Origin of the sequence: Yokenella regensburgei ATCC 49455, from assembly GCF_000735455.1 — a bacterium.
GTDB lineage: Bacteria > Pseudomonadota > Gammaproteobacteria > Enterobacterales > Enterobacteriaceae > Yokenella > Yokenella regensburgei.
The window spans coordinates 33844-57238 of the sequence record NZ_JMPS01000071.1 but is presented as its reverse complement, the minus strand read 5'-3'; the positions used below and the strand labels follow the sequence as shown (position 1 = coordinate 57238).

Sequence of the window (23395 nt, the reverse complement as noted above, 5' to 3'; positions counted from 1 at the left end):
TCGAGTATACACATGATTCGCCGCGAAACGCATGTCCTTGTGCTCTCTGTTCCTACCGCCCCTGTCAGGTAAAAACCTGTTATTCAAGTTCTGTTTGCCCGCAATTTAACTATAGATGCCCAGGATAAGGAGTTTCTCTGAGGATAAATTCAATAAGGAAGGTCGATGAGTCGAGTCGTTTTAATGGTTTGGGTGGGTGTTTATGCTCTGTTGTGGAGTCTGGCAACGATATTTCTGGACCCTACCGTTCCCTACGATGCCGTTGAAGCACTGAACTGGGCACAAAACGCAGAGTGGGGTTCGCCAAAGAATCCCTGGCTGGTGGGTATGGTATGGCGCCCGGCGCTGTGGTTTTCGGGTATCTCGTTCAGCGCTTACTGGTACATCACCCATTTTGTGGCTATTGCCGTTGGCATGGCGGGGTGCTGGTCGCTCGCAAAATGCCTGAGCGGCAGCGAACGTCTGGCCTGGATTGCCCTGCTCACCCTCAACCTTTCAGGGATCATTAACTTCGACATCATTAGTTATAACGATAACTACCTGCTGGTTATGCTGTGGCCGTGGATGCTGTTGTTCTTTTACCATGCGATCACCCGTCACCCCGGCTGGTGGCTGGCATTCGCGATAACAGCAGGGCTGGCCTCGATGGCGAAGTACTCAACGCTGGCATTTGTCGGCGCAGCCTTCATCGCGACCATTGTGGTGCCAAAAATTCGGGTCTGTTATCGTCAACCGCTGTTCTATCTGGCACTCATTGCGGGTCTTGCCATTATTGCACCAAACCTGGCATGGCTATGGGAGCACAACTTTGTGGCCTTCCATTGGGTGGATTCGCAGATAAAACGTCAGTTTAACCCGGCGTTGTTCATAAAACTGCTGAGCATCTACTACCCGCTGCTGTTCTTATGGTGGATCCTGCGTCGCAGCCACATTCAGCTCCGTTGGCCTGTCGATACCAATAAACGCGTTCTGCTGCTGGTCAGCGTAATGCCGCTGGCCCCCATTTGCCTGTGGTTCCTGTTTCATCACGGCGGGCGATTGACGGAATGGTTACAGCCGTTTTTCATCCTGGCTCCGGCGCTGCTTGTCGGATGTGTCGTCACCCCTAACCCGCAGCCGGCCAGGGGGGCCAGTATTGCTCTTATCGGTACCGCGGTACTGGTGTTGCTGGGGTACAGCGCGGTCATGGCCGCTAACGTGGGCAATGCCGGACAAAAAATGAGTGGAATTATCCCCTTCAGCCAGAGGGTTGACCAGTTATGGCACCAACGCTACGGCACACCGCTGCGCCTGGTCGGTGGGGAGCACCTGGCCGACTGGCTTCTCTTTTACGCGCCGTCAGGACCTAAAACCATTACCCCCTGGAGCAACAGCACAGAACCTAATATCTACAACGCGGAGATCCGGTATGCAGAGATTGCGCGTTCCGGCGCATTGCTGATTGGTCATTCAGATAAAAACTGTACAGATGCCTCGTTTAGCAAGGCGCTGACGCAGTGGCCGCAGATAAGGCTGGATGCCATTAGCCAGATAACCTTTCACCAGGATAAGCGGCATGAAGGCTATCCGCTGTGTATTGGGTTCGTAAAACCGGGCGCGTAAAGCCCACAATCAACATTAAAACAGGGAGGGTTGTTCCGGATCTTCTGCCGCAGCGGGTTTGTTGGCGCGCAATTTACGCAGCAACCGTTGACGGCACAGGCGGATCACCTCCTGTTTTTGCCCGTCAGACATCGCCTGCCATTGAAAGCGTTCTTCGCGGCTACGCATACAACCTCGACAATAGCCGCGCTCGTCGGACTGGCAAATTCCCCGACATGGGCTCGGTACCGGAAAAAATTCCAGTTGTTCAGCCATGCCCTGTCCCCCGTTAAAAGATTGTTATACCATTGAAGACGTTTCACTCGCCTTGCGCAACCCTTAATCGATACAGCTTCGACGGACGCACAATTTTTCTTGCATTAGACCAATCGGTCTACTACATTATTTCCCCATGAGCAGACCTGTTGATTGTGATACCCGAGAACATATCCTTGCCACCGGCGAGCGTCTTTGCATGCTCAAGGGTTTTACCGGCATGGGTCTGAGCGAACTACTGAAGACGGCGGAAGTGCCGAAAGGCTCGTTCTATCACTACTTCCGCTCAAAAGAGACTTTTGGCGTAGCGATGCTTGAGCGTCACTATGCGGATTACCATCTGCGGCTGAAGAATCATTTCGCCTCAGGTGAAGGAAACTACCGTGATCGCCTGCTGGCCTACTACCAGCAAACGCTGAACCAGTTCTGCCAGCAAGGGATCATCAGCGGTTGCCTGACGGTAAAACTCTCTGCTGAAGTCTGCGATCTCTCAGAGATGATGCGCAGCGAGATGAACAAAGGCGCGAACCAAATTATCGTCCTGCTCGCCGGGGCGCTGGAAAACGGCCAACGCGAAGGTAGCCTCACCTTTCAGGGTGACGCGCTAACGCAGTCGCAGGTGCTCTACTCCCTGTGGCTGGGTGCCAATCTGCAGGCCAAGATGTCACGCAGCGCCACGCCGCTCGAAAGCGCGCTGGCTCATGCAAAAACTATGATTGCGGCGCCTTCGGTGTAAACCAGGCGTTTTTATTTAGCGAATTACTAGACGACCGGTCTACTCAGGAGTCATCATGTCCCAGAAGAATGTGTTTTCCCCGCTTACCGTCGGCGCCATCAACGTGCCGAACCGCGTCTTCATGGCGCCGCTGACCCGTCTGCGCAGCATTGAGCCCGGCGATATTCCGACCCCATTGATGGCCGAGTATTACCGCCAGCGCGCCAGCTCCGGTTTGATTATCTCTGAAGCCACCCAGGTTTCCGCGCAGGCAAAAGGCTATGCCGGTGCACCAGGGCTGCACAGCCCGGAGCAGGTTGCCGCGTGGAAAAAAATCACCGCAGGTGTACATGCTGAAAATGGCCATATCGCCGTCCAGCTGTGGCACACCGGCCGTATCTCTCACCATAGCATTCAGCCACATGGTGAAGCGCCGGTCGCGCCTTCTGCGATCATTGCCGGTACCCGCACTTCGCTGCGTGATGAAAACGGCCACGCTATTCGCGTCGACACCTCAATGCCGCGAGCGCTGGAAACCGCTGAGATCCCGGGAATCGTGAATGACTTCCGTCATGCTATCGCCAACGCCCGCGAAGCCGGTTTCGATCTGGTTGAGCTGCACTCCGCTCACGGCTATCTGCTGCACCAGTTCCTGTCACCGGAATCTAATCAGCGTACCGATCAGTACGGCGGCAGCGTGGAAAATCGTGCTCGCCTGGTGCTGGAAGTGGTAGATGCCGGTATTAAAGAATGGGGTGCCGATCGCATTGGTATCCGCGTTTCCCCGATTGGCAGCTTCCAGAACGTGGGTAACGGCCCGGATGAAGAAGCCGACGCGTTGTATCTCATCGAACAGCTGGGCAAACGCGGTATCGCCTACCTGCATATGTCCGAACCGGACTGGGCTGGCGGCAAGCCGTACGACGAAGCGTTCCGCCGTAAAGTTCGCGAGCGTTTCCACGGCCCTATTATCGGTGCCGGGGCGTATACACTGGAAAAAGCCAACGATCTGATTGCGAAAGGCCTGATTGATGCCGTCGCTTTTGGCCGTGACTGGATTGCAAACCCGGATCTGGTGGCTCGCCTGCAGCACAAAACGGAACTGAACCCGCAGCGCCCGGAAAGCTTCTACGGTGGTGGCGCTGAAGGCTATACCGATTACCCAACGCTTTAATCCCCGCATTGATAGCGGCGGGCATCCGCCGCTATACTCACAGACTCTCTACTCGCGACTTTTTAAGGGAAAAATATGCGCTTACTTCACACCATGCTGCGCGTTGGCGATCTGCAACGTTCCATCGAGTTCTATACCAACGTACTGGGCATGAAACTGCTGCGCACCAGCGAAAATCCGGAGTATAAATACTCTCTCGCTTTCGTCGGCTACGGCGCGGAAAGTGACGAAGCGGTCATTGAACTGACCTGGAACTGGGGTGTAGACAGCTACGAGCTCGGCACCGCCTACGGTCATATCGCGCTGAGCGTCGAGAATGCCGCTGAAGCCTGCGACCGTATCCGTAAAAACGGCGGCAACGTCACCCGCGAAGCGGGCCCGGTGAAAGGCGGTACGACCGTCATCGCGTTTGTCGAAGATCCGGATGGCTACAAGATTGAACTGATCGAAGAGAAAGATGCCGGAAAAGGTCTCGGCCACTAATCTCTTCCTGCGGGTGCTTCGGCACCCGTTCTTTTTTCCCGCCGCCTACCCAGCCTGGGCAAAATTTGCCATAATGCGCGCTTCGTTATTTAGTACAAGAGATTCTGATGTCCGACAATGCTCAACTGAATGGTCTGTGCGACCGTTTCCGCGGATTTTATCCGGTAGTCATTGATGTCGAAACGGCCGGGTTTAATGCAGCAACCGATGCGTTACTCGAAGTTGCCGCCGTCACGCTAAAAATGGATGAGCAAGGTTGGCTGATGCCGGACACCACACTGCATTTCCACGTTACCCCATTTGAAGGCGCCAATCTGCAGCCTGAAGCGCTGGCTTTCAACGGCATTAATCCTGACGATCCGGAGCGTGGTGCGGTCAGCGAATACGATGCCCTGCACGCCATCTTTAAAGCCGTGCGTAAAGGCATCAAAGACAGTAACTGCAACCGGGCGATTATGGTTGCGCACAATGCTACCTTCGATCATAGCTTTATGATGGCCGCGGCTGAACGCGCGTCACTCAAGCGTAACCCGTTCCATCCGTTTGTGACCTTCGACACCGCAGCTCTGAGCGGACTGGCGCTTGGGCAAACCGTGTTGTCAAAAGCCTGTGCCGCAGCGGGTATGGAGTTTGACAGCAGCAAAGCCCACTCGGCGCTGTACGACACCGAACAGACCGCCATCCTGTTTTGCGAAATCGTCAACCGCTGGAAACGTATGGGCGGCTGGCCGCTACCTGTCGCTGAGACGCAGGAATAAAAAAAGCGACCGTAAGGTCGCTTTTTTACAGGTTTCTGTCGCCGGATAAGCGTAGTGCCTCCGGCATGACAGAACACATTATTCGCTTTTCGGCTCTTCTTCTTTGTACTTCGCCGCAGTCTCTTTGATGAGCTGCTGAAGTTCGCCACGCTGGTACATTTCAATCAGAATGTCGCAACCGCCAACCAGTTCACCGTCAACCCACAGCTGCGGGAAGGTCGGCCAGTTTGCGTATTTCGGCAGCTCGGCACGGATGTCCGGGTTCTGCAGAATGTCGACATAAGCAAAACGCTCGCCACAGGCAGACAGTGCCTGAACCGCCTGAGCGGAGAAGCCACAGCTTGGCAGCTTCGGAGAGCCTTTCATGTACAGCAGAATCGGGTTTTCGGCGATTTGACGCTGGATTTTTTCGATAGTTGTGGTCATTGTCTTGCTTCCTATAACTTCTCTTACGGCAGTAGTCTGACATTGTAGCGTCTATGACCGCTGTCCGAAAATAACATTTTGTTCACGCCTCATTATTTTATCTTCTGCGTTCAGAAGTTGCCTTAAAAATATCTCTTTATCGGCAGCGCGGATGAAAATCTGAGCGTTTTATTTCTGTATGTTGCTCGACTGCTGCATTTTTTTGCACTTGCTTACGAAACGGGATATCAGATGCAAAAAGGCTATTAACATTTCGTGTTCTTATGCATTAGAATCGATGCGTTTTGAAAAATCATACGCAGGCATGATGGCAGGCCTGCCTTAATCACAGGGGATTGCTCAGTGGCGCGGATAAATAAAATCTCGATCACGCTCTGTGCTTTACTTTTTACATCGATATCGTTTACGCCTTTGTCGCATGCTTCCCAGCAGGCGCGGTCGTCTTCAGCCCAAAAAGCGCACCCGGTTAAAAGCAGCGAACGTAAGAAAAAAACCAGCCAGAAAACCAAAACCACTGCTAAAACAACCAGCAAAACCAGCACTAAAACCAGCGCTAAAAAGAAAACCACCGCCTCCAGCAAAGCGTCTTCCTCGACTCACAAAACCGCTTCCAGTACGCACAAGGGCAGCAAGCAACAAACCGCTGCCGCCAAAGTGACGCAAAAATGCACCGTCACCAAAGGCCACAAGAAGAAATGCGTTAAGGTCGTTGACGATAAGCCGCTGAAAGTGGCCGATGTGCACAAAGCAAAAGTGCAGAAAGCGCAGAAAACCGCAATGAACAAATTAATGAACCAGATTGGCAAACCGTACCGTTGGGGTGGCACCTCACCGCGAACCGGTTTTGATTGCAGCGGTCTGGTTTATTACGCCTATAAAGATCTGGTGAATATTCGGATTCCACGTACGGCTAATGAAATGTACCACTTGCGCGACGCGCGCCCGGTAAACCGCAGTGAACTGGAAAGCGGCGATCTGGTGTTCTTCCGCACCCGCGGTCGTGGTACTGCCGATCACGTTGGCGTGTATGTTGGTAATGGGAAATTCATCCAGTCTCCGCGTACCGGTCGCGATATCCAGGTGACCTCGCTGAGCGAAGACTACTGGACCCGTCACTACGTTGGCGCTCGTCGCGTAATGACACCAAAAACCATTCGCTGATCCCTGCCCTGTTCAAACGACAGAAGCCCGCATAATGCGGGCTTCTTCTTTTATTCATCAGTTCTATTTATTGCAGTCAATCACCACACGACCATGAACCTGGCCTGCCAGCAGCGCTTCGGCGGTGGCAATGGCGGTGCTTAGCGGTTTCACAACGCTGATACCCGCTAAGTCATCGGCGGTCAGGTACCGGCACACGTCGCGCCAGGTCTCTTCGCGGACCGCCTGGCTTACCATCACGCTATCCACGCCCCGCAGCGTCACTCCACGCAGGATGAAAGGGGCAACGTTTGCCGGGAAATCCATTCCCTGTGCCATGCCGCAGGCAGCTACGACGCCGTTGTATTTTGTTCCGGCACAGGCGTTGAACAGGGTGTGGCTACCCACGGTATCCACCGCCGCAGCCCAGCGCTCTTTCTGCAACGGCTTACCTGGAGCCCCCAGCTCATCGCGATGGATTATCTCCTTCACGCCCCATTTAGCCAGCAGCTGTGCGGTTTCCTCCGGACGCCCGGAGCTTGCGATAACGTCATAACCCAGTTTGCGCAAAATGATGGCCGCACAGCTACCCACCCCACCGCTGGCACCGGTCACCAGCACCGGGCCCATCTGCGGCGTTATCCCCTGTTTCAACAACGCATTCACACACAGCATGGCGGTAAAACCAGCGGTGCCGATAGCCATCACCGTCTGTGGGCTTGCGCCTTCCGGCAATCGGGTCAGCCATTCGCTCTTCACTCTGGCTTTTTGCGCCAGACCGCCCCAGTGGCGCTCGCCCACGCCCCATCCCGTGAGCAAAACCTTATCCCCCACGCGATAAGCATCGTCTGAACTCTCGGTGACCGTTCCGGCAAAATCGATGCCCGGCACCATTGGAAACTGGCGCACAATCGGGCCGCGTCCGGTGATGGCTAGCGCGTCCTTATAATTGATGGAGGAATAATCGATAGCGACAGTGACGTGACCTTCCGGCAGGTCACTTTGCGCAACGGAAGTATATTGCGCGTCATAACCCGCGTCGGACTTATTGATGAGAATGGCGTTAAACATGCTGATTCCTTAATAGACCAATTGACTACAATAATATGCGCGATGGGATGCAGGCGTCGTTTATCAAACAATAATAGACCGATCGTCTAATTAATTCTATTGCTTTTGCTGCGGCACAGGCCTGGAGGCGTTAGTTACTGACGGAAAGCCCGGCGATAAAGCCCTGCAGAAAGAGATCCAGCGGGCGGCGGGTTTGTTCTAAACGGGCACGGAGCACTGCCCCTTCCCAGCCGGTCCAGAAGAACGAAGCCTGAATGTTGATATCAACATGGTGCGCTATCTGCCCTGCTGCCACGGCGTCACGCAGGCACACCGCAAGTTTCGCTTCCCATTGATCAAAGACCTGCATTAATTTCTGGCGAAACGCAGGCGGAAGTTTTGCCACCTCATGCGCCAGGTTGCCCACCGCACAGCCGCGATTGAACTGATACTTCGCCATTCCTGAGGCGGCCGCATCCACAAAGGCTGCGATCCTGTCGAGCGGTAAACGGGTTTCGTCACCCAGGGTACGCTGAAGGAGTCGCGCGAAAAAACTGTCGTACTGTTCAAGCACCGCCATCCCGAAGGCTTCTTTACTCTCAAAATAGTAATAGAAAGAGCCTTTCGGGACGCCGGCACGTTTGAGGATGTAATCAAGGCTGCTGGCGCTGAACGGTGACTCGGTCAGCACTTCCACTCCGGTGCGGATGATAGTGCGCTTCACATCAAGCTGTACGGAGACCGCTTTCGGCGGGCGTCCGCGTTTCCTGCGAGGCGTCGCGCTGTCCGTTGGGCTATTCGCAGAGAGTTCAGAGGACATGCAACCTCACAAAATCAGAATAAAAAGACTGGCTTAACAGTATAAGCGCGCAAGTGCCACGGGAACCATAAAAATCCCCTCTCAGCGCCAGTCTGACACGCTTTGCCGGTATGAGCCACGCCACACAACCCGGCCAGATGTAAGGTTAAGTTCCTCTTTTGTCTCGCCTTTCAATTTGCTACCCTACCCATACTCGATACGTGGTTATTGAGTGTTCATACAATAATAAAGGAGAGTAGCAATGTCGTTCGAATTACCTGCATTACCGTATGCAAAAGACGCCCTGGCGCCGCACATTTCCGCAGAAACGCTGGAATATCACTACGGCAAGCATCACCAGACCTACGTCACCAACCTGAATAACCTGGTAAAAGGCACCGCGTTTGAAGGCAAATCACTGGAAGAAGTTGTTCGTACTTCTGAAGGCGGCATGTTCAACAACGCAGCACAGGTGTGGAACCACACCTTCTACTGGAACTGCCTGGCACCGCAGGCCGGCGGCGAGCCAACCGGCGAAGTAGCTGCAGCCATCACTAAAGCGTTCGGTAGCTTTGCAGATTTCAAAGCACAGTTCACCGACGCGGCTATCAAGAACTTCGGTTCTGGCTGGACCTGGCTTGTGAAGAAAGCAGACGGCAGCCTCGCTATCGTCTCGACTTCTAACGCGGGTACCCCGCTGACCACTGACGCGAAGCCGCTGCTGACCGTCGATGTGTGGGAACATGCGTATTACATTGACTACCGTAACGCCCGCCCGAACTACCTCGAGCATTTCTGGGCGCTGGTAAACTGGAATTTTGTTGCGAAGAACCTGACAGCATAAACCAGAACGCAGAAGGGTCACCCCTTCTGCGTATTTTTATCACTGACTGACCATCGCCTCTTCAGGCTGAGAACGCCCACCGAACAGCACCACAACCAGCGCCAGCCCGGCAATAATCGCCCCCATCACCGGTACAAAACTGTAGCCGAGGCCACCGGAGATCACCGCGCCACCGGCGGCGGCACCCAGTGCGTTACCGAGGTTGAACGCCCCAATATTCACTGAAGAAGAAAGCCCTGGAGCTTCGTGAGCCACACGCATCACGCGCATCTGCAGCGGCGGTACGACGGCGAAGGTTGCCGCGCCCCACACCACCATGCTGATAGCGGCGCCAATTTCACTGCGCGCCAGCAGCGGAATTGCCAGCATAATGACCATCAGCAGCAGCAGGAATCCCTTGAGCGTACGGCTGACCGAACGGTCGGCAAACTTACCACCAAGGTAGTTACCGATAGAGAAGCCCACGCCGATCAGCACCAGCATCGCGGTAATAAACAGCGGAGAGGCGTCGGTGATGGTGTGCAGGACTGGTGAAATATACGTATAAAGCGTAAACATCGCCCCGGCACCCAGCACGGTGGTCAGCAGCGCTGACAATACCTGCGGACGCATCAGTACAGAAAGCTCGCGTTTAACGTCAGGGCGCTCACCGGCACTCCCTTTTGGCAGAGAGAACCACAGGCTCAGCATCGCCACAACGCCCAGGCCGGCGGTAGCAAGGAAAGACATACGCCAGCCGATGGTTTCACCAAGCCAGGTCGCCGCCGGCACACCGCCGATATTGGCAATAGTCAGGCCCATAAACATGGTCGCCACCGCGCTTGCCTGTTTATGCTTCGGTACGACGCTTGCGGCCACCACTGACCCCAGGCCGAAGAACGCGCCGTGGTTAAGGCTGGTGATGATGCGTGATAGCATCAACGTGGTGTAATCCGGCGCAATCGCCGACAGCACGTTGCCGAGGGTAAAAATAGCCATCAGGAACACCAACGCGTTACGGCGTGCCCGGTGAGACAGCAGCAGCGTCATCAGTGGTGCACCCACCATCACGCCAACGGCGTAGGCGCTGATTAACATCCCGGCAACCGGAATAGAAACATCAACCCCTTTCGCAATGACGGGCAGCAGGCCCATGGGTGAAAACTCGGTCGTACCGATGCCAAACGCGCCTATCGCGAGGGCTACTAATGGAAAATTGATTTTCATCTAACAACTCCGGTCAGCCGCGGCGAAGGCGCGGTACCCTATTAAGAAGTTGAAAGTATGACAGCAATCACAAAAAACAGAAGTGAAGGAATTGGCAAAAGATTATTGCGCAATTGATAACAATGGCGGGGGAAGGGATTGAGGGAGATGGCTCTCCCTCATGAAAATCAGTGCAGAACGGCCGTCAGCCCGGCCGCAACGATCAGGGCCAGGGTAATAATCGTGGTAGTCAGAGAGAGCTTCAGTTCGGTACTCATCAATTTTTCTCCTTTTTATCCCCACATGAAAAGTGAGCTTGCTCATTTTTACATAGTTAAGCACAAAAATCTGCACGCTTTTCGTCGCGATGATCATTATTTCTCTTTCCCTTTGCGCCAGGATGAGCCAAAATCCCACGCTAAATTAAAAGCGTACCGGCCATTGACCCCCTCCTGTCGTCCTGTGTCGTTTTCCCGGCGTAATGCAATCTGAAATGATTGCGTCAGGGTGTGTAGAGGCAAACGTTTACGTAGCAAGTTATACAGGAGTTCAGGATATGGTCTGGAGTGAGAGCCATGGCAACGATTAAAGATGTAGCGAAGCGCGCAAACGTTTCCACTACAACCGTATCACACGTAATTAACAAAACCCGCTTTGTGGCGGAAGAGACGCGCAACGCGGTGTGGGCAGCGATCAAAGAGCTGCACTACTCCCCGAGCGCCGTCGCCCGTAGCCTGAAGGTTAATCACACGAAATCGATTGGCCTGCTGGCGACCAGCAGCGAAGCGGCCTACTTCGCTGAAATCATTGAAGCGGTTGAGAAAAATTGCTTCCAGAAAGGCTATACCCTGATTCTGGGTAACGCCTGGAACAACCTTGAAAAGCAGCGTGCTTATCTGTCGATGATGGCGCAAAAGCGCGTCGATGGCCTGCTGGTCATGTGTTCTGAGTACCCGGAATCGGTTATCTCAATGCTGGAAGAGTACCGTCATATCCCGATGGTGGTGATGGACTGGGGCGAAGCTCATGCCGACTTCACCGACTCCGTTATCGATAACGCCTTCGAAGGCGGTTATATGGCAGGCCGCTACCTGATTGAGCGTGGCCACCGTGAAATCGGGGTGATCCCGGGACCGCTTGAGCGCAACACCGGCGCGGGCCGTCTTGCCGGCTTTATGAAAGCCATGGAAGAAGCGCTGATTAAAGTGCCCGAGCACTGGATTGTACAGGGCGACTTTGAGCCAGAATCCGGCTATCGCGCCATGCAGCAGATCCTCGGCCAGCAGCACCGCCCAACCGCCGTATTCTGCGGTGGCGATATCATGGCGATGGGTGCCATTTGCGCCGCCGACGAGATGGGATTGCGCGTGCCGACGGATATTTCGGTGATCGGTTATGATAACGTGCGCAACGCCCGCTATTTCTCCCCGGCGCTGACCACCATTCACCAGCCGAAAGATTCTCTGGGTGAAACGGCGTTCAATATGCTGCTCGACCGTATCGTCAACAAACGCGAAACCTCGCAGTCCATCGAGGTGCATCCGCGTCTGGTGGAACGTCGCTCCGTCGCCGACGGTCCGTTCCGCGATTATCGTCGTTAATCACTTCTGCGGGTCCGGAGCCTCCGGTACCCGCAGCCACTCCCGGTTCAGCGTTTCACTATCTCCAAGATAATCCAGCAACCAGGCCAGCGCCGGAGACATATCCTGCTGCTGCCACGTCAGGCAACAGGCGGAATCCTGGTACGGGTTTTCGAGACACAGTTCCACCCACTCCCCGCTTTCGATCCACGGACGAGCAAAATGCTCCGGCACCATGCCAACACACAACCCCGCCGACAGACAGGTGGCTGATGATGTCCAGTCCGGCACCACGACGCGTTTCTGGTTATCCAGAAGCCAGGTGGTCCGCTTTGGCAGCGATCGCGAGGTATCTTCGGTGACCAGCGAAGGCCAGTTGCGCAACGCCTCATCGCTGAGCACGCCTTCCATGCTCGCCAGCGGATGATGATGCGCAACCACGCACACCCAGTGCAGTGTGCCCATATCGCGAAACGCGTAGCGCCCCCCAACCGGGATCGCCTGCGTCGCGCCGATCGCCATCTCTACCCGACCATCAGCCAGCGCATCCCAGACGCCGTTGAACACTTCCTGGTAGACAATCAACTCTACGTCCTGAAAATGGCGATAGAAATCAACGATCATCTGCCGGGTACGTTCCGGCCTGACGATATTATCGACGGCAATGGGCAACTGGCCGCGCCAGCCGTTGGCAATCTGCTGACACTGCTGGCGGGTGATCTGCATTTTTTTGATAACAGAACGCCCTTCTTTTAAAAACCAGACACCGGCAGGCGTCAGTTCAACATCGCGATGACGCCGTTCAAAGAGCGGTACGGCGAGCCACTCCTCCAGCTGACGTACCGTATAACTGACCGCCGAGGGCACGCGATGCAGCTCCTGGGCCGCTGCGCTGAAGCTGCCATTACGGGCGACAGCATCGACCACTTCAAGAGAATATTCAGACCACATTTTCTGCCTACAAAAATTTTGAATTCACTAAACAAATATTAGCGTTTCACAAGCCGCTTTGCACTCCCTACACTCAGCGCCTGAGTCGTACACCTGCATCTATAAAGAGAAAGTGATATGCAACCTGGAAAATTATTTCTTGCCTGGCTGGCCGGTTTAAGCGTGCTCGGCTTCCTGGCGACGGACATGTACCTGCCCGCTTTTGCCGCTATTCAAAGCGATCTACAAATACCTGCCGCCAGCGTGAGCGCAAGCCTGAGCCTGTTCCTGGCCGGTTTCGCCGTCGCGCAACTGCTGTGGGGACCGCTGTCCGACCGCTATGGTCGCAAGTGGATCCTGCTTGCCGGTTTAACCATTTTTGCCCTTGGCTGCCTTGGCATGCTGTGGGTACGTGACGGCATGCTGCTGCTGGTCCTGCGCTTTGTGCAGGCCGTTGGCGTCTGCGCAGCAACGGTCACCTGGCAGGCGATGGTCACCGATTACTACCCGGCCCACCGCACCAACCGCATTTTTGCCACTATCATGCCGCTGGTTGCTCTCTCTCCGGCGCTGGCGCCGCTGCTGGGTAGCTGGATCCTGGTACATCTGGAATGGCAGGCCATTTTCGGAGCGCTGTTTATTATTACGCTGATTCTGATGATCCCGGCGCTGCGCCTGAAGAAGCCTGCCGAGAAAGCAGCACAAAAATCAGAAAAGAAACTGACCTTCTTTACCCTGCTGCGCTCCCGTGCCTACTGCGGCAACGTGTTGGTTTATGGTGCCTGTTCAGCCTGTTTCTTCGCGTGGCTGACCGGCTCCCCGTTCCTGCTGCACGAGATGGGTTACGGCCCGGGTGCTATTGGTCTGAGCTATGTGCCGCAAACTATTGCCTTCCTGGTAGGGGGTTACGGCTGTCGTGCTGCGCTGCAGAAATGGGAAGGTAAACAGCTGCTGCCGTGGGCGATGATGCTGTTTGCGCTTAGCACCATTGCCACCTGGGCGGTGGGTCTGTTCGATAACGCTACGCTCACCGGTCTGCTTATTCCGTTCTGCATTATGGCGATGGCGAATGGGACTATTTACCCGATCGTGGTTGCCCAGGCGCTCCAGCCCTTCCCGCAGGCTACCGGTCGCGCCGCGGCGCTGCAAAATACGCTGCAATTAGGTCTGTGCTTCCTGGCAAGCCTGCTGGTTTCTACCTTCATCACCGCGCCATTAACCGCAACAACCAGCGTGATGTTGGGTACGGTGGTGCTGGCAGGTATCGGATACGCCATGCAGGCGCAGCGCGGTGAAGCTAAGCCGGTCGTCGCAGAAACCACGAATTAATTACGGAAAATATAATACTTAATTGATAATATTTGTCTGCTAACATTTTTTTATTGAATCACTGCTTTTAGCGGCCTATACTGAACCCGTTACACATAATTATGAAGTTTATTATGCATTAACGGGTTCAGGATTTGTTCCCGCTTCTCCATGGATGGCCTTTCAGTAAGGGTTTTCACCCTTCTCTGTTCTACGTCGGATAGCTGGTTCACGGTACATTCCGTGAAATTTCTCACAAGCCTAAAAAAAAGCGACTACGCTGTTTTATGGATCTAAATCACTAGCGCGTGATGGAGAAGCTATGAGTTCATCGTGTATTGATGAAGTAAGCGTGCCAAATGACGAATGGCACCGAATTGCCAATGAACTGTTAAGTCAGGCAGATGTCACCATTAACGGATCTGCACCTTCCGATCCGCAGGTTACCAATCCTCGTTTCTACAAGCGTGTCCTCCAGGAAGGATCACTTGGCCTTGGTGAAAGTTATATGGACGGCTGGTGGGAGTGTGAACGGCTGGACGTTTTCTTTCAAAAGGTACTGAGTGCCGAGCTGGACAAAAAACTGCCCCACCACTTGAAAGACACGCTGAGAATCGCAGGCGCTCGTTTATTTAATCTACAAAGTAAAAAAAGAGCCTGGATTGTGGGTAAAGAGCATTACGATCTTGGCAACGATCTTTTCAGCCAGATGTTAGATCCGTTAATGCAATATTCCTGTGGTTACTGGAAAGATGCCAAAACGCTTGAAAATGCGCAGCTGGCAAAACTGGATCTGATTTGCCAGAAACTGAAGCTCAAGCCAGGCATGCGAGTGCTGGATATTGGCTGCGGCTGGGGTGGACTGGCGTTCTACATGGCAAAACACTACGGGGTGAGTGTCGTTGGCGTGACCATCTCTGCTGAACAGCAGAAAATGGCGCAGGACCGCTGCGAAGGGCTGGATGTTGATATCCGGCTGCAGGACTACCGCGACCTGAACGATCAGTTTGACCGTATTGTGTCCGTAGGGATGTTCGAGCACGTGGGTCCAAAAAACTACAATACCTATTTCGAGGTTGCCGATCGCAATCTGAAACCAGAAGGTATTTTCCTGCTGCACACCATCGGCTCAAAAATTACCGACCATAACGTTGATCCGTGGATCAACAAGTACATCTTCCCTAACGGTTGTCTGCCGTCGGTGCGTCATATTGCCGACGCCAGCGAGTCGCACTTTATTGTTGAAGACTGGCACAACTTTGGGGCGGACTACGACACCACGCTGATGGCCTGGTATGAGCGGTTCCTCGCGAGCTGGCCAGACATTGCAGATAATTATTCTGAACGCTTCAAACGCATGTTCACCTATTATCTGAATGCCTGTGCCGGAGCATTTCGCGCCCGCGATATTCAGCTCTGGCAGGTGGTCTTCTCTCGCGGAATCGAGCACGGTTTACGCGTTCCCCGCTAATAAAAATCCCCGGCAAGCCGGGGATTTTTTTACTCTTCTGTTGCCGCCTGTCGCGTTGCGGTCTCTTTCGCCGCCAGCACACGTTCAACCGTATCAACCACCGCCTGCGTCTGCGGGTCAATCTCAATATTCACGCGCTCACCGATTTTTTTCTTCCCAAGCGTTGTACGCTCCAGGGTTTCCGGAATCAAATGGACGCAGAAACGGGTTGGCGTCACTTCGCCTACCGTCAGGCTGATGCCGTCCACGCCGATAAACCCTTTGTACAGGATGTATTTCATGAGTGCAGGATCCTGCACTTTAAACCACACCTGACGATTGTTTTCAGAAGCGAGAATCTTCACCACTTCCGCAGTCGTCATGATGTGGCCCGACATCAGATGCCCGCCAATCTCATCGCTGAACTTCGCCGCGCGCTCAAGGTTGACTTCGTCACCCGATTTCAGCTCGCCCAGATTGGTGATGCGCAGCGTCTCTTTCATTAAATCGAAGCTGATACGATTACCGTTGATCTCGGTCACCGTCAGGCAGCAGCCATTGTGTGCGACCGAAGCGCCGGTTTCCAGTCCATCCAGCATATCGTCAGGCATTTCAACGATGTGGGTACGAAAATTGGGTTTTTCATCAATGGACACCACTTTCGCTGTGCCCTGCACAATTCCAGTAAACATACTGCTGACTCCTGTAATTCCATTATGTCATTTGCGTGACCGCATTCATTACCCAGAACAATAACAGCAGAAAAAACAGGTTGCCAGCCCATGCGCACTCCCTGCTATTTTTTTGACTGGCTTAATGGCTAATCCTCGCTACAATAGACTGGCAAATTCCCCTGTTCTTCTTCTCGCTGCCAGTTACGGCGGCTTTTTTAGTCTCTCCAATAACAACAATATATGGGTGTTTACGTGCAGAAGTATTTTATCGAAGCGCGTCAGTTACTAGCACTGGCAATACCGGTGATCCTCGCGCAGGTCGCCCAAACCGCAATGGGGTTTGTTGATACCGTCATGGCCGGTGGCTACAGCGCTACCGACATGGCCGCCGTCGCTATCGGTACCTCTATCTGGTTGCCGGCTATCCTCTTTGGTCACGGCCTGCTGCTGGCGCTGACCCCGGTCGTCGCGCAACTGAACGGCTCTGGCCGACGTGACCGTATTGCGCATCAGGTGCGCCAGGGGTTCTGGCTCGCGGGCTTTGTCTCAGTGCTTATCATGGTGGTTCTCTGGAACGCCGGTCATATTATTCGTGCCATGCACAACATTGACCCGGCGCTGGCGGATAAAGCCGTCGGTTATTTACGTGCTCTGCTGTGGGGCGCGCCGGGATATTTATTCTTCCAGGTCTGTCGTAACCAGTGTGAAGGCCTGGCCAAAACCAAACCGGGCATGGTAATGGGCTTTATTGGCCTGCTGGTTAATATTCCAGTGAACTACATCTTTATTTATGGTCATTTCGGTATGCCGGAACTCGGCGGCGTTGGCTGCGGTGTTGCAACCGCCTCCGTATACTGGGTGATGTTCTTTAGCATGCTCTCTTTTGTTAAGCGTGCGCGTTCAATGCGCGATATTCGTCATGAGGCCGGGTTCCATAAACCAGATACCGCCGTGATGAAACGTCTGGTGCAGCTTGGTCTGCCGATCGCGCTGGCGCTGTTCTTTGAGGTGACGCTGTTTGCGGTTGTTGCTCTGCTGGTCTCCCCGCTTGGCATCATCGACGTGGCGGGACACCAGATAGCCCTCAACTTTAGCTCCTTGATGTTTGTTCTGCCAATGTCGCTCGCCGCAGCGGTAACGATCCGCGTCGGTTATCGTCTGGGACAAGGATCAACGCTTGATGCGCAAACCTCCGCCCGCACGGGTCTGGGAGTTGGCGTCTGTATGGCAACCCTGACGGCTATTTTCACCGTCACCATGCGTGAGCAAATTGCGCTGCTGTATAACGACAATCCGGAGGTCATCATCCTGGCATCGCAGCTGATGCTGCTGGCCGCGCTGTATCAGATTTCCGATTCCATTCAGGTTATCGGCAGCGGCATTCTGCGTGGTTATAAAGATACCCGCTCTATCTTCTTTATCACTTTTACCGCGTACTGGGTGCTGGGGCTGCCAAGTGGCTATATTCTGGGATTAACCGATCTGGTGGTACCGCGGATGGGTCCGGCAGGTTTCTGGTGGGGATTCATTCTCGGCCTTACGTCAGCGGCGATAATGATGACGCTGCGCATTCGTTTCCTGCAGCGTCAACCTTCTGTGGTGATTTTGCAGCGCGCCGCGCGCTAAATGCCAGGCAACCGCCCTCGGGCGGTTGCCTTTTTAACTACACGCCAGCGGTATGACGAAACACCGGATAGGTGAAGAACAGCAGATGGATAACGTTAAGCCCGAAGTGGAACAGCACAGCCACCCAGAGTTTCCCGCTCCACATCCACGCTAAGCCGTAAATCAGCCCCGCGAGTCCCGCAAAAATAACCATCAACAGGCCACCTGCCATATGCATCACGCCAAACAGCGCGGCCGTAATGACCAGCGCCAGCACCGGATGCATTAACCGGGAGAGTCGCTGTTGCAGATAGCCGCGGAACAGGGCCTCTTCCGCCAGGGAAACAAAGAAAATGTTCGCCAGAATAAACTGCGGCAACCAGTTCGGCAGATGCGGTTCAATTTTCAGGCCCCCCAGCGCAACCGCCACCAGCAGCAGTGCCGGTACGGCGAGTATCAGCAGCGCCCAGTCAAGCTTTCCCGGTTTGCCTGAGGTATTCGCCACAAACAGGCTCCCCATTCCTGCTACCAGCGCAAACGGGACCAGCGCCTTATCAAAGTTGTAATACATATTGAATGGCGCGCTTTGCGGACCCGCCATTACGCCATCCAGGACCTTCAGATTATGAAAACCCGGGATCATATGCAGCATCAGCCCGAGGGCTATCAGGACACAAACTCCCTCAATGGCATATTTCAGGACTTTTGACTTTTCCCCTGCCTTTTTCATCACCAGCCCACAGGCGGCAATCAGCACAATCACCAAAATTGCAGGTGCCCCAAGCGTTTGTTGACTGAATCCCAGGACGACGGTTATCGCCAACAGGATCCATGCCAGTGACCGATTAAAGGCCAGAACAGCGAGCGAGGCTGCAAGTAAATACCACATAACATCTTCCTTAATTGCTTTTGTTGCTTTATCACGCGGGGGTATTATTACATATGCTTATCATTCTCACCTAACGCTGATGTAAAAGCTGTGTTAATGCAAATTTCTGATTGCCTGATAAGCATGGTGCGCAAAAAATATTCTTTCGCATCATAGTAATAGGGGGATTATGCCTAATTGTTCTGCAATCGCGTGATAACGGAAAGAAAACTGCCATTTTCTACTTGCAACCGCCCATCCCTGCCGCTAATATTCGTCCCCGTTGTGCGTTCATAGCTCAGTTGGTTAGAGCACCACCTTGACATGGTGGGGGTCGTTGGTTCGAGTCCAATTGAACGCACCATTGCGTTTATAGCTCAGTTGGTTAGAGCACCACCTTGACATGGTGGGGGTCGTTGGTTCGAGTCCAATTAAACGCACCATTCTGCGTCCGTAGCTCAGTTGGTTAGAGCACCACCTTGACATGGTGGGGGTCGGTGGTTCGAGTCCACTCGGACGCACCATTTCACTTTCGGTGATATGGTGCCCTTTTCTCCCCTGGTTTTACCTCAGACACGCGATATACCGCTTCCCTGATTGCTGGACAATTTCGTCCGCCCGCTCGGTTATGTTTTGCCACGCAAAAGCGCCATAAAGCCGGCCAAACGGCACATCCTGCAAACGTTGGATCACCCCTTCCACGGTTTTCGCCGCCAGCGGCAGCATATTCGGATAGCTCCACATAAACGAAACCGCATCAGCCCCCGGCGTCACCTGCACGATGTCGCCCGCAAGAATAACACCACTCCCTTCACGCCAGTGGAGCACGGTTCCTCCGGGGAAGTGTCCTCCCAGGCGTAACAGACGAACATCAGGCAGGATCTGCAGTGAATCGCCTTCCCAGAAGCGAATAGCCGGGCTGCTGCGCATCACCCATTCACGGTCATTGGCGTGCAGATACACAGGGGCATTGAAGGTTCTCGCCCAGTCCTGCATGGTGGTGTAATAGTGCGGATGAGAAATGGCGATAGCGCTTAAGCCGCCAAGCGCCGCCACCAGCGTCCGGGTTGCCGGGTCAAGATTGGCGACGCAGTCCCACAGTACATTGCCCTCGGGGGTTCTCAGCAGTATCGCGCGCTGATTGATAGCAAACGTCGGCTCCGTTCGAATACTGAAAAGCTGTGGCTCAAGCTGTCGCCAGATGTTCGAATGGTTAGCCGCAAGCGCCTCCGGGGTTATCCACGCCTGGCCGCTAACCGGCACGTATTGCCTTTCATCCTCACAGATTTTGGAGTGTTCCACCCGCCCGTTCGCGGTGTCATAGGACGTTCCGCATGCGTTACATAGTGTGATCATCACGACTCCTTATTTTTCCATCCGCTGCAGCTGGGTGCTATCCGCCTCCTGTGCCCGTTCGGCGAGCGTGCGGAACTGCGGCGGCGCGTAGTAAGTTTTGGGAACCGGTAATGCGCGCATCTCGCGGCCGGGGAATATTTGCAGCTCACCAAGCTCGGTGAGGTTGTACCCTTCCACCTGTGACGGCCAGGTCAGCCGGTACGGCAGCGCGGTCTCGAACGGTACCGGCGTCGGTACACGGTTCTCGGCCAGGTTATAGTTGCGTTTCAGCACCAGAAATTTATCCGGCACACGCCGTTTGCTATTCCACCAGTCGCCATCCACTTCGCGAAACTCTTTTTCCGTCTCCGCGCGGGTGACAATGCCCAGCCGGACCAGCACCTCTTTCAGCGCCACATCAAAAGCCTGATTAAATTCGGCAACGGTTCTGACGTTGCCCTGCAAAATGACGTCCACCGCCAGCCTCGCGCCAAGCAGATTGGAGTAGAGATCTTCCGGCGAGAACGCAGAGATCTCCTCGGAAAATCCCGGTACCGACTGGAAACCATACCACTGAGCAATTTCATGCCACTGCGCCAGCTGAAACGCCAGATGGCCCGCCAGCCAGGCGGTCAGCGTATAGCGCGCAACCGGCGATGCCGGAGGGGTGAAGGCAAACAGCTGAACCCTTCTGACTCCCAGCTCCTCGCTGTAGAACAAACGCCAGCGCTGCCCCAGATGCGGGTAGATTCGTGAGAACAGGTAGAACGTGTTATCGGCTGTGTCGCGTACATGGGCAATATCAATAAACCCGCCGCGATGGGTATAAAGAATGCCGTTGGCTTCATCGCTTAAACCCACCAGGTTTTTCACCGCCGCCAGCGCATTGTCGTGATAGTGATGATGGCCGAGGGTGTCCAGCGTCAGGACGTTACCTATCTGATACACCGGAACCGGTACGCCCAGCGCCCGCACCTGCAGATCGTAGCCGAAAGCACAGCAAGGACGCAGTGATTCTGGCGGCGCAACATGCTGTACCACCGGCGTCACCTTACTTGCCGTCACTACCGGCAACACGCCGTCATCAGCCCAGGTCACGGTAGAAAACATCAGCCATACCAGCCATCCTTTACGCATTCAAAACGCCTCCGCCACCTGAAAATAAAAACCCGCACTCTCTTTACCAATGCCAAGATCCAGTCGAATATTCATCGCTGGCTTCACCTCAAAACGATAGCCCGCGCCCACCGTAGGCAAAAGCGGATGATGACTGAGATCCCCCGGTGAATCACCCAGCGCCCCCGCTCCCAGCCACAGCACATATCCGTGGCGCCAGCTCAGTTTTTTACGATACTCCACCTGCCCACTGACCACATCGTTGTCGCGATAGCGCCCCTGGTAATAACCGCGCAGGCGCTGATCGTCTCCCGCCATAGACAGTCGGTCCCAGGGCACATCACCCTCAGTAAAACGCCCCCACAGATCGAACGCCAGCACCTCGCTTTCGCTCATGGGATGGTAATAGTTGTATTGCAATTCGGTTGCGCTGAAATGGCTGTCTGAGCCCAGCGCCGGATCAAACCAGGTATATTTCGCGCTGAAGTATTGCCCGTGCTGCGGACGAGTGACAACGTCACGTGTATCGTAGCTGGCGCTGAAGGCCATGCCGGATGCCACCGGCGAGGTTTGTGCCCCATAGCGTGAGAAGTTATCCCCGGGATGAGGATCATCAACGCTCGCGCTCATGGCGGAAAAATCCCAGCCCACCCCGGCGTACCAGTTATCCGCCAGCTCGCGCAACAGCATCGGGTGCACCCGCAGCGAGTTGTTGGTGTACTTTTGCTCATCGCCCTGGGCAGCATCATAACCAATCCCCCAGAAACCGGTGGGGATCTTATTGACGTTACCTTCAACAAACAGTCGCCATTTGTCGTCAGTGAAAAAAGTATAGTTTTTGAAACCGAGGCCCAGCGCCCCGCTGGTACTGACAAAGCCGGAGAACGAAATGGAGGAGTTCTGCGTGGTGGTATCCAGCGGATTAACCCGATAGAGCCCCGCAACCGCCATCCCCAGACCGACCTTCAGTTCAGGCGTATAAAAAGGCCCCGGCAGTACGCTCCAGTCGATACCTTTTGCCGGATCGTACTTATTATCCGCCCCCAGCCCGGCCAGCAGTTCATCAATCGTTTTTCTGTCGGGTAATAGCGCATTTACCGGCACCGCGGTACCGGCCAGAACCACGGCGAGCACGCCATGCCAGGCTCTCATCAGAAGCGATACTCACCTGCAATAAAGAAACTGTTGCGCTCTTTGAAGCCGATTTCCGTCAGCACGTTGAAGTTCTGCGTGATTTCGTACTGCGCTCCCACCAGCATGTTCCACGGGGATGTCAGATGCTGCTTAACTGAAAAGCGTCCATCACCGTTCTGATCCACGGCGTTGATAAGCGGCTGCAGCTCGGCGGGCATCTGTAAATCGGAAAGGCTGCCTTTAAATTCCTGCTGCACGTCCTGATACATACTGCCTATCCAGATACCAAGATGCGAAGGCCCGGCAGGCCCGTCAAACGCAAAGCGATAACCCACGCGCGGCGACACCGTCAACGCAGAGATACTGCCATCGAGAATGTCAAAATCGGTACGGGTGTAGTTGGTATCCACCAGGGCAAACCAGTTCTGATAGCCCCCGGCGAGGGTAAAACCAGAACCCCAGGTCACCCCTTTAAAATCGAGTTTAAAATCAATGTCCTGCAGCTGTCCGCTCTGATAGAGCTGGTGCACGGCGCCGGAGATAAGGCGATCCAGGCCGTTATACTGGCTGGGATCGCTGTTCACCGACACGTTAGAAATTGATGAACCGCGCGTATGCCCCACCAGACCATAGACGTTAAGAAACGGGAAAACCCACATGTCGAGGCGCAGGTTTTCCGTTTTGCTCGATTCCCGCGTATGTCCGGCATCGATGATAAACATGGAAGATGGAATAGGATGACTTCCCAGCATCAGGCCAGAGAAACTGATGCTGTCGACGTTCACATCCTGGCGGATATTCATATAACTCAGGTTGGCGCCGAACGGCAGCGGGAGCGTGTAACCGCGCGCCCGGGCTTCATCCCCCCAGATGGGAAACGTACTGTCGCTGTCATCGGCAAAAGCCGCGGTTGAAACCAGCAGCAGCGGTACCAGTGTGGCATGCCATCTCATTATTTTTTTGC

At 54.4% G+C, this 23395-nt stretch carries 24 protein-coding genes and 3 tRNA genes; 14 read left to right on the top strand and 13 right to left on the bottom strand.

Annotation, left to right across the window (positions count from 1 at the left end; genetic code table 11):
- The first annotated feature begins 165 nt into the window (after positions 1–165).
- Positions 166–1602 carry a glycosyltransferase family 39 protein gene (locus GYRE_RS18325; protein WP_038257306.1) on the top strand — a complete coding sequence of 479 codons (1437 nt, stop codon included), beginning with the start codon at positions 166–168 and terminating at the stop codon, positions 1600–1602.
- 15 nt (positions 1603–1617) lie between these two features.
- Here the strand turns inward: GYRE_RS18325 and GYRE_RS18320 are convergent, their stop codons facing one another.
- The gene (locus tag GYRE_RS18320) at positions 1618–1857 is read right to left on the bottom strand and encodes a DUF1289 domain-containing protein (RefSeq protein WP_006820116.1); all 240 of its coding nucleotides are present in this window, start codon (positions 1855–1857) and stop codon (positions 1618–1620) included.
- Positions 1858–1993: 136 nt separating this feature from the next.
- On the opposite strand from GYRE_RS18320, the gene GYRE_RS18315 reads away from it, so the two are divergent.
- From GYRE_RS18315 to rnt, 4 genes are all read left to right on the top strand, one after another.
- Positions 1994–2593 (top strand): TetR/AcrR family transcriptional regulator, encoded by a 600-nt coding sequence (locus GYRE_RS18315; RefSeq protein WP_038257302.1) that lies wholly within the window; start codon positions 1994–1996, stop codon positions 2591–2593.
- 55 nt (positions 2594–2648) lie between these two features.
- Positions 2649–3746: an alkene reductase gene (gene nemA / locus GYRE_RS18310; protein WP_038257299.1), complete on the top strand. Its 1098-nt coding sequence runs from the start codon at positions 2649–2651 to the stop codon at positions 3744–3746.
- 75 nt (positions 3747–3821) lie between these two features.
- Positions 3822–4229: a lactoylglutathione lyase gene (gloA, locus tag GYRE_RS18305; protein WP_006820119.1), complete on the top strand. Its 408-nt coding sequence runs from the start codon at positions 3822–3824 to the stop codon at positions 4227–4229.
- Positions 4230–4336: 107 nt separating this feature from the next.
- A complete protein-coding gene (rnt, locus tag GYRE_RS18300) occupies positions 4337–4987 on the top strand; it encodes a ribonuclease T (RefSeq protein ID WP_006820120.1) in 651 nt (216 codons plus the stop codon).
- A gap of 78 nt (positions 4988–5065) precedes the next feature.
- Here rnt and grxD read toward each other — a convergent pair whose 3' ends face one another.
- Positions 5066–5413: a monothiol glutaredoxin 4 gene (grxD, locus tag GYRE_RS18295; RefSeq protein WP_006820121.1), complete on the bottom strand. Its 348-nt coding sequence runs from the start codon at positions 5411–5413 to the stop codon at positions 5066–5068.
- A 342-nt stretch (positions 5414–5755) separates the two neighbouring features.
- Here grxD and GYRE_RS18290 point away from each other — a divergent pair, with 342 nt between their 5' ends.
- Entirely contained in the window at positions 5756–6574 is an 819-nt protein-coding gene (locus tag GYRE_RS18290; protein WP_038257296.1) for a C40 family peptidase, read from the top strand.
- Between the two features lie 63 nt (positions 6575–6637).
- Here GYRE_RS18290 and acuI read toward each other — a convergent pair whose 3' ends face one another.
- Both acuI and acuR read right to left on the bottom strand, forming a co-directional pair.
- Positions 6638–7624, bottom strand: a complete 987-nt coding sequence (gene acuI / locus GYRE_RS18285) for an acrylyl-CoA reductase (NADPH) (RefSeq protein ID WP_038257293.1) — start codon at positions 7622–7624, stop codon at positions 6638–6640.
- A 130-nt stretch (positions 7625–7754) separates the two neighbouring features.
- A complete protein-coding gene (gene acuR, locus GYRE_RS18280; RefSeq protein WP_038257291.1) occupies positions 7755–8423 on the bottom strand; it encodes an acrylate utilization transcriptional regulator AcuR in 669 nt (222 codons plus the stop codon).
- A 241-nt stretch (positions 8424–8664) separates the two neighbouring features.
- On the opposite strand from acuR, the gene sodB reads away from it, so the two are divergent.
- Positions 8665–9246 (top strand): superoxide dismutase [Fe], encoded by a 582-nt coding sequence (gene sodB / locus GYRE_RS18275; RefSeq protein WP_038257288.1) that lies wholly within the window; start codon positions 8665–8667, stop codon positions 9244–9246.
- Between the two features lie 39 nt (positions 9247–9285).
- Here sodB and GYRE_RS18270 read toward each other — a convergent pair whose 3' ends face one another.
- Both GYRE_RS18270 and cydH read right to left on the bottom strand, forming a co-directional pair.
- Positions 9286–10452 carry an MFS transporter gene (locus tag GYRE_RS18270; RefSeq protein WP_006820127.1) on the bottom strand — a complete coding sequence of 389 codons (1167 nt, stop codon included), beginning with the start codon at positions 10450–10452 and terminating at the stop codon, positions 9286–9288.
- A gap of 167 nt (positions 10453–10619) precedes the next feature.
- The gene (cydH, locus tag GYRE_RS24620; protein WP_112471396.1) at positions 10620–10709 is read right to left on the bottom strand and encodes a cytochrome bd-I oxidase subunit CydH; all 90 of its coding nucleotides are present in this window, start codon (positions 10707–10709) and stop codon (positions 10620–10622) included.
- A 297-nt stretch (positions 10710–11006) separates the two neighbouring features.
- On the opposite strand from cydH, the gene purR reads away from it, so the two are divergent.
- A complete protein-coding gene (purR, locus tag GYRE_RS18265; RefSeq protein WP_006820129.1) occupies positions 11007–12032 on the top strand; it encodes an HTH-type transcriptional repressor PurR in 1026 nt (341 codons plus the stop codon).
- On the opposite strand, the gene punR is transcribed toward purR, so the two are convergent.
- Entirely contained in the window at positions 12033–12962 is a 930-nt protein-coding gene (punR, locus tag GYRE_RS18260) for a DNA-binding transcriptional activator PunR (RefSeq protein ID WP_006820130.1), read from the bottom strand. It lies immediately after the preceding gene.
- A gap of 117 nt (positions 12963–13079) precedes the next feature.
- Between punR and punC the strand changes: the two genes are divergently transcribed.
- Both punC and cfa read left to right on the top strand, forming a co-directional pair.
- Positions 13080–14270: a purine nucleoside transporter PunC gene (punC, locus tag GYRE_RS18255; RefSeq protein ID WP_006820131.1), complete on the top strand. Its 1191-nt coding sequence runs from the start codon at positions 13080–13082 to the stop codon at positions 14268–14270.
- A 301-nt stretch (positions 14271–14571) separates the two neighbouring features.
- Positions 14572–15720 carry a cyclopropane fatty acyl phospholipid synthase gene (cfa, locus tag GYRE_RS18250; protein WP_038257284.1) on the top strand — a complete coding sequence of 383 codons (1149 nt, stop codon included), beginning with the start codon at positions 14572–14574 and terminating at the stop codon, positions 15718–15720.
- A gap of 29 nt (positions 15721–15749) precedes the next feature.
- Here cfa and GYRE_RS18245 read toward each other — a convergent pair whose 3' ends face one another.
- Positions 15750–16391 carry a riboflavin synthase gene (locus GYRE_RS18245; RefSeq protein ID WP_006820133.1) on the bottom strand — a complete coding sequence of 214 codons (642 nt, stop codon included), beginning with the start codon at positions 16389–16391 and terminating at the stop codon, positions 15750–15752.
- A gap of 234 nt (positions 16392–16625) precedes the next feature.
- On the opposite strand from GYRE_RS18245, the gene mdtK reads away from it, so the two are divergent.
- On the top strand, positions 16626–17999 hold the full coding sequence (gene mdtK, locus GYRE_RS18240; protein WP_038257377.1) for an MdtK family multidrug efflux MATE transporter: 1374 nt from the start codon (positions 16626–16628) through the stop codon (positions 17997–17999).
- Between the two features lie 37 nt (positions 18000–18036).
- On the opposite strand, the gene GYRE_RS18235 is transcribed toward mdtK, so the two are convergent.
- A complete protein-coding gene (locus tag GYRE_RS18235; protein WP_038257280.1) occupies positions 18037–18867 on the bottom strand; it encodes a CPBP family intramembrane glutamic endopeptidase in 831 nt (276 codons plus the stop codon).
- Positions 18868–19133: 266 nt separating this feature from the next.
- On the opposite strand from GYRE_RS18235, the gene GYRE_RS18230 reads away from it, so the two are divergent.
- From GYRE_RS18230 to GYRE_RS18220, 3 genes are all read left to right on the top strand, one after another.
- Positions 19134–19210: transfer RNA gene (locus GYRE_RS18230), tRNA-Val, on the top strand.
- Between the two features lie 2 nt (positions 19211–19212).
- Positions 19213–19289, top strand: a tRNA-Val gene (locus GYRE_RS18225).
- A 4-nt stretch (positions 19290–19293) separates the two neighbouring features.
- A tRNA-Val gene (locus GYRE_RS18220) sits at positions 19294–19370 on the top strand.
- Between the two features lie 40 nt (positions 19371–19410).
- Here GYRE_RS18220 and GYRE_RS18215 read toward each other — a convergent pair.
- From GYRE_RS18215 to GYRE_RS18200, 4 genes are read right to left on the bottom strand one after another with little or no spacing between them, the layout of a single operon-like run.
- A complete protein-coding gene (locus GYRE_RS18215) occupies positions 19411–20202 on the bottom strand; it encodes an MBL fold metallo-hydrolase (RefSeq protein WP_038257277.1) in 792 nt (263 codons plus the stop codon).
- Between the two features lie 9 nt (positions 20203–20211).
- Positions 20212–21318, bottom strand: a complete 1107-nt coding sequence (locus GYRE_RS18210; RefSeq protein ID WP_038257274.1) for a DUF4056 domain-containing protein — start codon at positions 21316–21318, stop codon at positions 20212–20214.
- Positions 21319–22449 carry a BamA/TamA family outer membrane protein gene (locus tag GYRE_RS18205; RefSeq protein WP_038257273.1) on the bottom strand — a complete coding sequence of 377 codons (1131 nt, stop codon included), beginning with the start codon at positions 22447–22449 and terminating at the stop codon, positions 21319–21321.
- Positions 22449–23384 (bottom strand): porin family protein, encoded by a 936-nt coding sequence (locus GYRE_RS18200; RefSeq protein ID WP_038257271.1) that lies wholly within the window; start codon positions 23382–23384, stop codon positions 22449–22451. Before GYRE_RS18200 ends, GYRE_RS18205 begins: the two co-directional genes overlap by 1 nt.
- Between the last annotated feature and the right edge of the window lie 11 nt (positions 23385–23395).

Excerpts from the sequence above, each read along its gene's own strand:
- punR (WP_006820130.1), bottom strand. The coding sequence starts at position 12,962 with ATGTGGTCTGAATATTCTCTTGAAGTGGTCGATGCTGTCGCCCGTAAT.
- punC (WP_006820131.1), top strand. The coding sequence starts at position 13,080 with ATGCAACCTGGAAAATTATTTCTTGCCTGGCTGGCCGGTTTAAGCGTG.
- cydH (WP_112471396.1), bottom strand. The coding sequence starts at position 10,709 with ATGAGTACCGAACTGAAGCTCTCTCTGACTACCACGATTATTACCCTG.
- GYRE_RS18325 (WP_038257306.1), top strand. The coding sequence starts at position 166 with ATGAGTCGAGTCGTTTTAATGGTTTGGGTGGGTGTTTATGCTCTGTTG.
- GYRE_RS18210 (WP_038257274.1), bottom strand. The coding sequence starts at position 21,318 with ATGCGTAAAGGATGGCTGGTATGGCTGATGTTTTCTACCGTGACCTGG.
- grxD (WP_006820121.1), bottom strand. The coding sequence starts at position 5,413 with ATGACCACAACTATCGAAAAAATCCAGCGTCAAATCGCCGAAAACCCG.
- gloA (WP_006820119.1), top strand. The coding sequence starts at position 3,822 with ATGCGCTTACTTCACACCATGCTGCGCGTTGGCGATCTGCAACGTTCC.
- GYRE_RS18215 (WP_038257277.1), bottom strand. The coding sequence starts at position 20,202 with ATGATCACACTATGTAACGCATGCGGAACGTCCTATGACACCGCGAAC.
- GYRE_RS18235 (WP_038257280.1), bottom strand. The coding sequence starts at position 18,867 with ATGTGGTATTTACTTGCAGCCTCGCTCGCTGTTCTGGCCTTTAATCGG.
- GYRE_RS18270 (WP_006820127.1), bottom strand. The coding sequence starts at position 10,452 with ATGAAAATCAATTTTCCATTAGTAGCCCTCGCGATAGGCGCGTTTGGC.
- GYRE_RS18245 (WP_006820133.1), bottom strand. The coding sequence starts at position 16,391 with ATGTTTACTGGAATTGTGCAGGGCACAGCGAAAGTGGTGTCCATTGAT.
- purR (WP_006820129.1), top strand. The coding sequence starts at position 11,007 with ATGGCAACGATTAAAGATGTAGCGAAGCGCGCAAACGTTTCCACTACA.
- GYRE_RS18315 (WP_038257302.1), top strand. The coding sequence starts at position 1,994 with ATGAGCAGACCTGTTGATTGTGATACCCGAGAACATATCCTTGCCACC.
- acuI (WP_038257293.1), bottom strand. The coding sequence starts at position 7,624 with ATGTTTAACGCCATTCTCATCAATAAGTCCGACGCGGGTTATGACGCG.
- acuR (WP_038257291.1), bottom strand. The coding sequence starts at position 8,423 with ATGTCCTCTGAACTCTCTGCGAATAGCCCAACGGACAGCGCGACGCCT.
- GYRE_RS18200 (WP_038257271.1), bottom strand. The coding sequence starts at position 23,384 with ATGAGATGGCATGCCACACTGGTACCGCTGCTGCTGGTTTCAACCGCG.
- sodB (WP_038257288.1), top strand. The coding sequence starts at position 8,665 with ATGTCGTTCGAATTACCTGCATTACCGTATGCAAAAGACGCCCTGGCG.
- cfa (WP_038257284.1), top strand. The coding sequence starts at position 14,572 with ATGAGTTCATCGTGTATTGATGAAGTAAGCGTGCCAAATGACGAATGG.
- rnt (WP_006820120.1), top strand. The coding sequence starts at position 4,337 with ATGTCCGACAATGCTCAACTGAATGGTCTGTGCGACCGTTTCCGCGGA.
- GYRE_RS18320 (WP_006820116.1), bottom strand. The coding sequence starts at position 1,857 with ATGGCTGAACAACTGGAATTTTTTCCGGTACCGAGCCCATGTCGGGGA.
- GYRE_RS18205 (WP_038257273.1), bottom strand. The coding sequence starts at position 22,449 with ATGAGAGCCTGGCATGGCGTGCTCGCCGTGGTTCTGGCCGGTACCGCG.
- nemA (WP_038257299.1), top strand. The coding sequence starts at position 2,649 with ATGTCCCAGAAGAATGTGTTTTCCCCGCTTACCGTCGGCGCCATCAAC.